Source organism: Neobacillus vireti, assembly GCF_036962465.1.
GTDB lineage: Bacteria > Bacillota > Bacilli > Bacillales > Cytobacillaceae > Neobacillus > Neobacillus vireti_B.
Genome location: NZ_JBALNF010000025.1, coordinates 201,251 through 213,842, shown reverse-complemented (window position 1 = coordinate 213,842; position 12,592 = coordinate 201,251). Strand labels below are relative to the sequence as shown.

Below are 12,592 nucleotides of genomic sequence, written 5' to 3'. Positions count from 1 at the left end.
TTCATATTTTTATTTGAGCTCGATTATAATTTCACTTCTTTAGATTCCATCTCATCAAAAACTGTACTTTCATACTTGTGCTTTTTACCAGTTAGGATGTCTTTAACTTTGACTGGCTGGCCAATTGTTGCGGATTCTAGCGCAGCAAATACAACTCCTAATGCTTCTAGGCCTCTTTGGGCACAAGAAATAGGTATCTTGTTTTTAACTATTGCATCCCATAACTCTACATAGGAGTGGGCTAATGGATGTTTAACAATATCCGATGCATATCTTTCAATTAGCTCTGGTATTAATATTCTTTTTCCATCTTCAAGTGCTACATGCTGCCCCGGACGAAGACATCCTTTATTCCCATAAATCCACACACCTCCGGTTCCTTCACCATGGGCTGATGTGGCACACATCCAATGTCCAAGTCCCCCATTATTAAATTTGAATACTGTTACTGCCGTATCCTCTCCAGTAGGTTTAATTGTCACTTCACCATTACTTAATTCTTTTTCAAAAATTTCTGTATAGGCAAAAACCTCATCAATCACTCCGTTAATTTCAGTAAAGAAGTGTGTTCGATGTACACCGTGATCATTAATCCAGCCAGCCCCAGCTTTACCCTTCATATGCCTCCACGGAGTACCAGCGAAAAATCCTCGATTTAGGGAAACTGTCGCATAATCCATAATTAAAGAAACAGAACCAATTATTCCATCTTTTACAGCCTTCACCATCGCAACATTTGCTGCACCTAACACACTTGGTTCTGAAACTGTTAGAACACGATTATACTTTTTGGCATCAGAAATCATTTTCTGACCAAAAGAAGGGGAAATTGCTAACGGCTTTTGCATTTGCACATTTACCCCCGCAGTAAAACAATCTTCAGCTACTGTATGATGCAAATCATGGTTAACCAGAACAGATACGGCATCTAATGGTTCTTTTTCTAACATCACACGATAATCAGCATATACAGCCGGCCGTTTTCCTAACCGTTTTTCCACCTCTAAGGCAAAATGTTCAGCTCTTTCTATCTGAATGTCACATACTGCTGACAATTCAAATGTTTCGAGTCCTTTGTTCTTTAACTCCGCTAATCCTTCAACATGTTCAATTGCAATAATTCCACATCCTATAAAGCCTAATTGCATGAAATGCCCTCCTATTATGTGATTTATGCTCAATTAATGAAAGAAAAAGGGCAGGTTCACTCAGGTTGAAATCTGCCCTTACTCAAATAAATCATTTAATTTGAAATAACAATAAACTTCAGCAGTTCAGAAAAAGCAAGACTGGATGTAGTCATTAAAAAATCGAAGCCAATTGAACGATCGCTAACGAGGCTAATTTAACTTTCTTATCTGTGGTATATAATTCAATCGCCGTGCTTTTAGGATCAGGGAAGATTAAATCCGTGATCACCACTTGGCCATTGTTCGCAAAAATTTCGACAGATGAACTATCAACAAAAATTTGCAGTTTAATTCTATTATTTTCCGACTTTAACGAAGCTCCATGCATACAAGGAAAATATTCGTTAAATTCAGTAACCCCCGAGTTAATCCGATTAACAAAAAGGAATTCATTTACAGCGTCATATCCTATTATGGTCTCCTTTGAATCAGAATTGCGAAATTTGATACCAAATTCTGTTTCCGACTGCAGTTCAAATTCAGCAATAATTTCTAAAAGATTTCCACTAACGTCAACTGAAACATTTTTCTCTGGTTTAAGAATGAACTGATCCCATGACCGTTTTTCCCCTCTGATTTTTTCAAGCTCAGCCACTGGAGCTTGAATAAGTCTAACGCCATCGGAGGTTTCTTTTAATGATAACTCCCTCGGAAGGGTCATGGCACTTCTCCACCCGACGGTTGGGGTTTCATTCGCATATTTCCAATTACTCATCCAGCCAATAAAGAGCCTCCGTCCATCTTCATGTGGAATATCTGACCATGTTACTCCAGCATAATTATCTCTTCCATGGTCAAGCCAAAGAACTGTGTCATCAGAGTTATCATTGGTGAACGAGATACCATCAAATTCACCGATAAAGTACTGTGTTCTTGAACCCTCAGCAAATGCAGTATCATTACCAATACTTACAATCATCACCCATTTGCTCGAATCCTTATTTCCGTCAACCGGTAACTTAAAGATGTCAGGACACTCCCAGACACCAGCATGGGATCCAGCTTGAGCACCGAATTCACTAGCAAACTCCCAAGATATTAGGTTGTCTGAACTATAAAACCTTACATGGTTCCCCGCAGCCAGAACCATTATCCACTTATTCTTATCCTCATGCCAGAATACTTTCGGATCACGGAAATCAGTGATAGATTCCTCCGTTAATACGGGATTCTCCTCATATTTAGTCCAAGTACGGCCATGATCCGTACTATAGGCAAGACTCTGTCTCTGCCTTGATCGATCTGAATCCGGATATTGGTCAGCATGTGTAAAAATCGCTACTAGACCAGAAGCACCTTGAAAAAATCCTGTTGAATCATTCCAATCAACTACCACACTGCCAGAAAAAATATCACCATGCTCGTCAGGTTCCAATGCGATAGGAAGGTGATTCCATTGGATTAAATCCTTACTAACGGCATGGCCCCAATGCATCGGACCCCATGTTGTTCCGTAAGGATGATGCTGATAAAACAAATGGTACTCCCCGGCATAGTAAACCATCCCATTTGGATCATTCATCCAGTTTGATTCCGGTGAGAAATGATACTGCGGACGAAATTTTTCTTTCACATCAGTTTTATTCATTATGATTCAATTCTCCTGTTCACATAGAATTTGGTTGTCTCTTAATGCATTAATTTCTTCCAGGGATGGCATAGCAGGGATCGCCCCTTTTTTCGTTGTTGCTAATGCTCCTACTGCATTTGCAAATGATACCATTTGCTCTACATCTTCCAAACTCAAATTAGATAGCAAACGATTATTCTCAAGTATTTGATAAAGGATGCCCGCTAAAAAGGCATCTCCTGCACCTGTTGTATCGATTGACTCTACCTTATAACCACTGCATTTTCCTACTTTTTCTCCTAATCGAAAATAACAACCCTCAGCCCCCATCGTAACGAAGATTAATTCGGTATGGTATTGTTTATAAATATAATCTGTTCCCGTATGAGGGTCTTTCGAGCCGGAGATAAATTCAAGCTCCTCTTCAGATATTTTTAAAACATTGGCATATTGTAAACCTACATTAAACATAGCCTTTGCATGACTTAAACTCTCCCAAAGATTCACTCTTAAATTAGGATCAAAAGAGATGAGATGACCCTTTTCTTTCGCATACTTAAGCGCCATTAAAGTGGCAGAAGCAGCAGGTTCGTGTGTCATTGATATCGACCCGAAATGGAAGATACGCGTATGATCTAGTAACTCTAGATTGACTTCTTGCTCTTTTAACATCATATCCGCCCCAGGATTACGATAAAAACTGAAAGACCGATCCCCCTGTTCATCTAAATGTACAAAAGCTAGTGTTGTATTTGTCTCATTCGAGAACACAAGACCCTTCGTGTTGATGTTATTCTTCCCTAAAACAGAATGTAAATAATGACCAAACTGATCATTACCTACCTTACCAATAAACGCAGTTTTTTTTCCTAACTTAGCTAGTGCTGCAAGAACGTTTGCTGGGGCTCCTCCTGGATTCCTTTCAAACTGAACTTCACCAGTTTCTGATTTACCTGCTGGCGTAAAGTCTATCAATAATTCACCCACTGCCGTTACATCGAACATGTCTACTCACCTAACTTTATAAAAAATAAGCCGAACAGAAACGAAATTCTGTTTCGGCTTGGAAGGTCATTCTTTCATTTAATAATCTACTAACTTATTCCCCAGCATTATACTTATCTAGAGCTTTTTGTTTAATGTCTAATAGCTTTGGAAGTCCGTTTTTGTCCAATTGTTTTAAATAGTCGTCCCATTGTTTTTCAATACCACCTTTTAAAATCCATTCCGCTTTCTTTCTTTCCACATATGGTTTTACTACTGTCTCTAGTTGTGTTAATTGATCTTGATCCTCTTTATTTAAGAAAATTGGTGGATAATTATAGGTTGCTTTCATAAAAGGAACATATATTTTATGCAGGATATCAAGTCTCCATGCAGCATCATCTGGCATGGTCGTAACCGTTCCATAGTAGTTATTTAAAACGGCCAAAGGTCCATCAACATTTGTTTTTTGTCTAATATCCCAAGGTGAAGCGGAACCAAGCGGTAAATGTTTTAGAGAACCATTGCTGGTAAGTTCAAAGATATTTTGTTGCTTCTTATCTCCATAAGTACCCCAGTTATTTTGTACAGATTGAATTGGTTCATAAGCCTTGTCAATCCATTTTGCTGTTAATTCAAGATTCTTGTTTGCACTTGTAACGACCATTCGGCCCCTATCAAAACCATATCCATTGGTCCTTGCTACATTGATCTGCCCATCTGGTCCTTTTAATGGAGGAAGTGGAACATAATCTTCATTATTACCAGAAATATTGGCTCTGTCCCACGTAAAGTATAAGCCGTAGCGACCGTTTTTCCCTTTGGCCACATACGTATTCCAATCTTGCGTAAAGGCCTCCTTATCGATTAAACCCTTTTGTTGAAGCTGGTGAAGCCATTCAATTCCCTTTTTATATCCCTCTTGGTTTGCTGTATACATGACTTTTTTATCTTCAGATACTACATAATGATCATAGTTATCGCCTGATCCGAAGGCACCTAAGAGCATAGCCGGATCTTCACCGCCATGGTTGATCATGAACGACATTGGAATGATATCATTTTTCCCCTCAGGCTTCTTTTCTTTAAACGCAATTAAGACTTTTTCTAACTCATCAGTAGTTGTCGGCATTTTTAAACCTAACTCATCTAACCATTTCTTATTAATCCAAGGTATGTCATCTAACGCTTGAATCGCTTCTTTCCCACTGCCAAGTTCCTCGATCCATGGGAAGGAATAGATATGTCCATCCGAAGCAGTGATTAATTTTTTATATTCCGGACGAGTATCTAGAACTTTCTTGAAATTTGGCATATATTTTTCAATTAGTGTTTCTACAGGGACAATAACTCCTTGTTTCGCGTATCTCAGAATATCATTATCGCTTAAGCCAGCATGAAAAACGGCATCCGGCAGGTCGCCGCTAGCAAGCTCCAAGTTTCTTTTATCTCCAAATTGTTCCCAAGGATAATTCGTCCAATCGATATGAACATTTGTATCTTTTTCTACTCTTTTCCAAATTAATTTATCATTTGGATCCTTTGGCGCAATTGGTGAACTTTGTGTTAAAAATTTAAGTGTCACCTTTTTATCTAATGGAAAATTGATATTTTTCAGTTCATACTTTGGTGATGAATTGGCCCCATCTGCCTCTTTTTTCGAACTGGCGGAATTCGAACAACCTGAAGCTAGTAAACTTGTAACAAGCGCTGCTGTTATTAAAAAACTCATCTTTTTCTTTTTTTTCATAATCCCTTCACCCCATTTATTAATTTGGCTGTGTTAATGGTTATTGTTGATTTTCAGCGTTGATTGGAGCGGAAATCAACATTCAAGATTAACAGAGCCATTAATTTAAAATTAATTTTTTAACCCTTTATTGAACCCACCATTACTCCTTTTTCAAAGTACTTTTGGAAGAATGGATAGATTATTATTAGCGGCAAACTGGAAATGACAATACTTGAATACTTGACCATTTCCGCAATTTGCTGCAGCTGGGCTGTGTTTTGTGCGTCTTGAATCATGCCAGGTCTAGGCTGCATTTGAACAAGAATTGATCGAAGGACAATTTGTAAGGGCTGTAAATTCTCGCTTTTTAAATAAATCATGGCATCAAAATAAGAATTCCACTGTGCGACAAATTGATATAACACTAATACCGCTATGATTGGTTTACTTAATGGAAGCAGTATTTTAAAGAAAAACTGGATTTCCGATGTACCGTCAACAATAGCGGCTTCTCGTAATTCATCTGGGATGCCTTGAAAGTAGGCTCTTGCTAAAATAATGTTCCATACATTTACAGCACCTGGTAATAAAATGGCCCAAATCGTATCCAGCATATTTAAATTTTTGACTAGCAGATACGTTGGGATTAATCCCCCGCCAAAAAACATCGTTATAATAAAGAGAGTCATCATTAGTTTTCTGCCGACAAAATCCTTCCTTGATAATGGATAAGCGGCGAATAACGTGATTGTAACTGAAATAATCGAAAAAGCCGTGGAGTAAAAAAGTGAATTCCTAAAACCTATTAATAGTGATCCATCTTTAAATACTCGTGAATATCCCTGAAGTGTCCATTTGGATGGATTAAGGGTAATCCCACTGTTTAACAAAGTTGCTGGATTTGTAAACGATGCCAAAATGACATAAATTAAGGGGATTAAAATAGCAAATACGATTAAGGTCAGGATAATCCCGTTTGTTGTTAAGATGACTTTATCAGCCCTCGTTTGATGCTTAAACATACCTCTCACCTCCATCTAGTAGATTTATATACCTTCTCCTTCATTTAACCGTTTTACGATTTGGTTAACGCTGATTAGTAAGATGACATTAATCACTGCGTTGAAAAGGCCAATTGCTGTTGAGTAACCATAGTCCCCCATCTGCAAGCCAATTTTATAAACATAGGTAGGCAATATTTCAGATGTAGGAAGGTTCATTGATGTTTGCAATAAATACGCTTTTTCAAACCCAAGGCTCATGATGTTTCCGGCAGCTAAAATAAATTGAATCACCATAATCGGTTTAATCGTTGGCAAATCGATATGACGTATTTGCTTCAATATATTAGCTCCATCTATTTTTGCAGCATCAATTAAGTCCTGGCTTACATTGGAAAGTGCTGCTAAGTAAACAATCGAGGCCCAACCTGCAAATTGCCAAATATCACTTATAATATAGATCGACCTGAAATAACTAGGTTCTGTCATGAAAGAGATACTGTCTCCACCCAAAAAAGTGATGAAACGATTAACAGGTCCAACCGGTGATAGGAAAATAAAAACAATCCCAACTACCACAACGACTGAAATAAAATTTGGAGCATATAAGACTAATTGAATATTTTTCTTAATGGACACTCTTTTAATTCGATGAATCATAAGTGCTAGAATAATAGGTACAGGAAAGCCAAATATTAATCCAAAGGCACTTAATTTTAGGGTGTTCTTTAAGAGATCCATAAAATCTGGGGTGCTCATGAACTTCTCGAAATTCTTCCATCCAATCCACGGACTACCCATAATTCCTTGTAGTGGATTAAAATCTTTGAAGGCAATAATGGCTCCGTACATGGGTACGTATTTAAAAATAATAAGCAGGATTAAGGCTGGAAGAACAAGTAGATATAATTGATAGTTGGTCTTCATATACTTTAAATTCCTCGACATTTTGGTGCCCGCTTCTGCTTTCCTTACTTCGTTTGAACCATTCTCTACCTTTTGGTATATCTGTTCCACAATTGTATCCTCCTCTCAGGGGTATTTTCTTCTTCTGGCTTTACTTTAACAAAATGGCTCCTATGAATATTTCAATATTTTCGGTTTAAGGTATTTAATAATTTCGGCACTTTGAAATCGGTTACTTTTTTGAAACAAATGGCTGTGTTAATCTTAATTGTTGATTTCCTCTACAGGCGCTTCGCTTTCCGCGGGCGGTCCGGAGACCCCGTACTCCCGCAGGAGTCTGCGCGCCTTCCGCTCCAATCAACATGCTTAAAATTAAAATAACCTTTAACACAGCTTAATAAATAAAAAAACCTCTAGTTTTGAACTAGAGGTTACTTTTTATGGGTTCTGGATTTGTTTTAAACTAGTGTTAATCTTCTCCACCGCTTCTTCGGCCGAAGTTCGAACATCATACCCACCAAGCCCCACTTCTTCAAATAAGGTCTTTAGGGCTTCGCTGATCACAGGATAAGCCGGGGTAACCGGGCGGTTTTTAGAAAATTTTTGTGCTTGTTGTAAAAAGATATTTTTAGGATATTGATTAAATTCAGGAAAGTCTTTCGCAACAGAGTATCTAGCAGGTATATCACCTGTTTCCTCGACATACATTTTTATCCCTTCATAACTTGTAACATATTTGATAAACTCCCAAGCTTCCTTTGAGTATTTAGTTTTGGAGGAGATACCGAGGGCCCATCCTCCATTTGGAACAACTTGATACTTCTCTTTTGGCAAAGGGGCAACTCCAAAATCTTCACCTAATTTAAACTCAGAACTATTTTCCAAATCCTTCAATGCCCAAGAGCCAAGAACAGTCATCGCGAGTTTCCCTGATATAAATGGATCTGGTGGTAATTCAAAACCGGCAACTTTATCTTTATAATATAAATCTTGATAGAATTGCAGGGCTTTTAATGCCTCTTTTGAATCCAAATACCCGCTTGCAGTTGTACCATCTGGACTTAGCGCGTCCGCTCCAAACTGCCAAAGGAGAGGCATTTTAAAATAAGCAGGAGACTCGCCATCATTAAAGCCATCTGCTGGATCAATCCCATACACTCCCTTTTCAGGATGGGTTAGTTTCTTGGCAATCTGCAGCACTTCCTCCCATGTCATTGGCTTATTGGGATCGCCTGACGGAAAAGGTATGCCTGCCTTTTTAAAAAGCCGCTTATTATAAAATAATGCAATACTAGATTCAACGAGAGGAGCCAAGTAAATGTCCCCCTGAAAACTCATTCCTTTTAATGTCGATTCAGGAATATCCTCAATATTTCCCTCGTTTCTCATATATGAGTCGAGTGATGATAATGAACCTGTATTGGCATAAAGCGCCAAGGTTGGGCTGTCAATCGTCAGGACATCAGGAGGGTTTCCAGTGGCAAGCTCGGTTCGCAGTCTTATTTCATAATCACTATAAGGAAATGATTTCATATGAACTTTAATAGCAGGATGAGCTGCTTCGAAAGAAGAAACTATTTTTTCATAAGCTCTATTTTCTGCTGCATTTCCATTATTGCGCCAGAAGGTTAGCACGATTGGGTTGGTTTTATTTGGTTTTTCAACATTTTCTGTTTTACTGCTAGAGAATGTACCAAGGAAAGATAGCGCATACAAGGAACTACTTATAAGTAAAATGGTAAAAGTAATCAAAGATAACCATTTTTTCATCTACATTCCCTCACCTTCCTGCTTTAAAAAGTAAACTTATGAATCTAGTGAGTTTCGGAACTCAACAGGGGTTTGTCCAAAATACTTTTTAAAAACGGTACTAAAATATCCTGAGTTAGAAAAGCCAGTCAAGTTTGCCACATCAATGATTTTAAGCTGTTTATCTTCCAGGAACTGCCGGGCCTTCTGTAGTCGTAATTGAACAAGATAATCGCTGAAATTCTGTCCAACAGTATGTTTAAACGTTTCGGATAAATGTGCACTATTGATATGAAAGAGTTCTGATAGCATGGAAAGGGAAATTTCACTTGCGTAATGCTGTTCCAAATATTGCTGAACACTTGCTACGATAACCTTTCCGTTCGAAAAACGCGCTACATGGACCTTCTCGATAATTAGCTTCGCTAATTGAAGAAGATGCTCAATTACTTTAGTTTGCGAATTGAGTTCCCAAATGCTTTGCTGACAATTCCACATTACCCTTTGAAAATCATTTGTTTCGATATTATATTTTCTTGCGAGTGAGCCTAACAAAAATAACACTCGATTAGCCGCAAAGGTAAAGGACATAATTGAGAGGTTTCGGTTCCCTTCCAATAAAATGTATATATTTTCTTTAAATGCCTCGTAATTGACACTTTCAATTCCATTAGTTAACTTCCTTTCAATCTCGGGTGAAAACTCAAATACTTCTTCTTTTACATTCGCCCCATCCAATACCTGTGATTGTGAGCCGAGTTGGCTTTGGCTCCATGCAAGTAAACTTGAAATATAACCAGTCTTAAAATTTGTAATTCCACAAATAACATTTCCAATTCCCACAACCGTTTCTAATTTCAAGAGTCTCTTAACCGTCTGCTGTATTTCCTTTACTAGTCTTGAAGGACTGTCTCTATTGTCGGAATCGAGAACCTTTAAAAATTGAATCATATTTGCATAACTAGGGTCATAAAATGAAAACGTTTTGGGATGATCTTTTGCAATTTCTTTACATAACATCTGAAAGGGAAGCCATAGTTCCTTTAATCGATTCGAATTGTATTCCTTTTCTCTTATTTCTACCGTAACAAATTGTACTTCTGCTTTTTCATTCACAAGATCTTCTAACTGCAATTGGCGCAATCTCTCTGTTACCATGTTTAGCTCTAGCCATTCCTCTTTTACAAGGTAGAGTAAATATTGCTCCTGAACTTCTTGAAGCTGAGAATGAACAAGCCTGCGCAATCGAGCCGATTCTGCTTGAATCCGCTTCTCTTCTTCCACTTCCTTACGAATCTTACTCAATACCTCTATTAATTCATCAGGGGCAACGGGTTTCAACAAGTAGTCTTTGACCCCTTCTTTCAATGAACCTCTTACATATTCAAAATCAGAATAACCCGATAAAACAACTACCCTTACGTTCGGAAATTCTTGCTGACAACGTTTCGCTAATTCAATTCCATCCATAATCGGCATCCTCATATCCGTAATAACCAAATCGATATTCAAATCCCGAAGCAATTCAAGCGCTTCTGCTCCATTGGACGCCTCTCCTGCTATTTGGAATCCTTCTTCTTCCCAGTTCACTTTCATTCGTAAGCCTTTACGAATCTGAATCTCGTCATCTGTGATGATCACCTTCAACATGTCTATCACCCCGATCTGTATTGATACAAAACGTAATCCGTGTGCCAGCATTCCTTTCAGTTTCAATCGTATATGAGAAATTTGGACCATAGTAAAGTTTCAAACGACTTAGTACATTTCTAAGTCCAATACTGCTTCCTTTACTCATAAGGACACTATTTATATTATTCTTCGTTTCGACACTCATTAGATCGGAGATCACTTCTTCAGACATTCCGATCCCCTTATCTTCAATAACAATAAATACTAAATGGTTACTTTGCTTGGTTTTAATGAAAATTTCTGCGGACGTCTTTTCAATAAAACTATATTTCACAGCATTCTCGACGAGCGGCTGCAAAATAAATTTAATAATAGGAAGACCTCTTGTCTCTAAATCTTCTTCAATCTCAATTAATATAGCATCTTCATATCTTAGCTTTAATATTTCAGTGTAACTGTGGATATACTTTAACTCTTCTCCCAAATTTACTATATCACTATGCGTGTTCAAGGAATATCTCATCATTCGGCCTAAGTGAACACTTACATCCATAACCTGTTTATTTTTTCCTTGCATAGCTAATCCACCAATAATTTCAAGCGTATTATTTAAAAAGTGTGGATTGATTTGTAATAATAAGGCTTTATATTCCGCATCTTTTTGGCGTAAATTAGCCTCATATTCGGTTTCAATTAAATTCTTCAAACGATCAATCGTCTGATTAGAGACTGTTATTAGGTAACCCACCTCGTTATTAGCTGATTTTATAATTGGCATAAAGCGTTTGGCACCGGAAAAATCACCGTTTTCAATACACCTCATTGCTTTTGCCAATTTACCTAAAGGGCTAACAATATTCGAAGAAATCATATAAGAAGCTACAATTGTTATTAAAAACACGATTGCACTAGTTAACAGCAGGTTCCGTTGTAAACGCGTGACCTTAGCGAATAATTCAGACTTGGTAACTTCACTAATTAAAATCCAATCTCCTACCCCTAACTTTTGATAAAAAACTAAATATTTTTCTCCATGATCATCCGTTTGGATTAATCCCTTTTGATTTTTAGCATCGCTTAATTTAATTAAGGTTTGTTTCAAAACCATTTTAGGAGTTCGGATCTTTCCAGGCAGGATATTTTCGCCATTATGATTGATCAAATAAGCATGTCCGTTTGTTCCAATCTTGGTTTTATTCAACGATGTTTCAAGCAATTCTGAAGGAAAATTCACCTTAATCATTCCATATGTATCAAATGTATTCATATCGAAGAGGGGTAAAATATAGCTATTAATGTTACCTTGAGTTGGCTGAAATAAATCAATATGCGACTTAGTATATCGCTGTTTATTTTGAGAATAGTCTTTATACCAAGCTGCTTGATTTAAGTTTGAGATATTTCCCCAAATCCCTGTCCCATCATTCAAAACAACTGAAATCGACATGCCATTTGAATTGTTTACCATCATCGACGATAGCAGCATTTTGAGTTGATTCTTCTGTAGCAGCCTCTGTCCCTCGGATATATTGGCATTCTTGCTTTCTAGTTTGATCCATTTTTGTGTCGTTTGGTTCACGAGTACCTGATTTCCTAAATCTTTCGCTTGCGTTGTGATGGAATCAATAAAAAGCGAATATTGGTCCATAGCCTCCACTGTCAGTTCCTGAGTCTGTTCTTCAATGATGGATGTAAACCAACTTGGTATAATAAAGGACAATATAATTAACGGGATTGTTAATAAACAAGTAAATACGATAAATAAACGATTACGTAAGGAAAAAAACATATCAGTCCCCCTGAAGGCTTAAGTAAACCCTTACAGTAT

9 protein-coding genes are annotated in these 12,592 nt (G+C 37.5%); all 9 read right to left on the bottom strand.

Annotated elements, in window-relative coordinates:
• Positions 1 to 23: 23 nt before the first annotated feature.
• The 9 genes from V7077_RS11520 to V7077_RS11480 all read right to left on the bottom strand — a co-directional run bounded on the left by V7077_RS11520 (position 24) and on the right by V7077_RS11480 (position 12,553).
• Positions 24 to 1,148 carry a Gfo/Idh/MocA family protein gene (locus V7077_RS11520; protein WP_335501535.1) on the bottom strand — a complete coding sequence of 375 codons (1,125 nt, stop codon included), beginning with the start codon at positions 1,146 to 1,148 and terminating at the stop codon, positions 24 to 26.
• Positions 1,149 to 1,302: 154 nt separating this feature from the next.
• Positions 1,303 to 2,778, bottom strand: a complete 1,476-nt coding sequence (locus V7077_RS11515; RefSeq protein ID WP_335501533.1) for a glycoside hydrolase family 32 protein — start codon at positions 2,776 to 2,778, stop codon at positions 1,303 to 1,305.
• 6 nt (positions 2,779 to 2,784) lie between these two features.
• Positions 2,785 to 3,765 (bottom strand): carbohydrate kinase family protein, encoded by a 981-nt coding sequence (locus V7077_RS11510; protein WP_335501531.1) that lies wholly within the window; start codon positions 3,763 to 3,765, stop codon positions 2,785 to 2,787.
• A gap of 94 nt (positions 3,766 to 3,859) precedes the next feature.
• Entirely contained in the window at positions 3,860 to 5,494 is a 1,635-nt protein-coding gene (locus V7077_RS11505) for an ABC transporter substrate-binding protein (RefSeq protein ID WP_335501529.1), read from the bottom strand.
• A 119-nt stretch (positions 5,495 to 5,613) separates the two neighbouring features.
• On the bottom strand, positions 5,614 to 6,498 hold the full coding sequence (locus V7077_RS11500) for a carbohydrate ABC transporter permease (RefSeq protein ID WP_222429641.1): 885 nt from the start codon (positions 6,496 to 6,498) through the stop codon (positions 5,614 to 5,616).
• A 24-nt stretch (positions 6,499 to 6,522) separates the two neighbouring features.
• Positions 6,523 to 7,425 (bottom strand): ABC transporter permease, encoded by a 903-nt coding sequence (locus tag V7077_RS11495; RefSeq protein ID WP_235744243.1) that lies wholly within the window; start codon positions 7,423 to 7,425, stop codon positions 6,523 to 6,525.
• 396 nt (positions 7,426 to 7,821) lie between these two features.
• The gene (locus V7077_RS11490) at positions 7,822 to 9,153 is read right to left on the bottom strand and encodes an ABC transporter substrate-binding protein (RefSeq protein WP_335501524.1); all 1,332 of its coding nucleotides are present in this window, start codon (positions 9,151 to 9,153) and stop codon (positions 7,822 to 7,824) included.
• A gap of 36 nt (positions 9,154 to 9,189) precedes the next feature.
• The gene (locus tag V7077_RS11485; protein WP_335501522.1) at positions 9,190 to 10,782 is read right to left on the bottom strand and encodes a response regulator transcription factor; all 1,593 of its coding nucleotides are present in this window, start codon (positions 10,780 to 10,782) and stop codon (positions 9,190 to 9,192) included.
• The gene (locus V7077_RS11480) at positions 10,757 to 12,553 is read right to left on the bottom strand and encodes a sensor histidine kinase (protein ID WP_335501520.1); all 1,797 of its coding nucleotides are present in this window, start codon (positions 12,551 to 12,553) and stop codon (positions 10,757 to 10,759) included. The genes V7077_RS11485 and V7077_RS11480 overlap by 26 nt, the downstream gene beginning before the upstream one ends.
• Between the last annotated feature and the right edge of the window lie 39 nt (positions 12,554 to 12,592).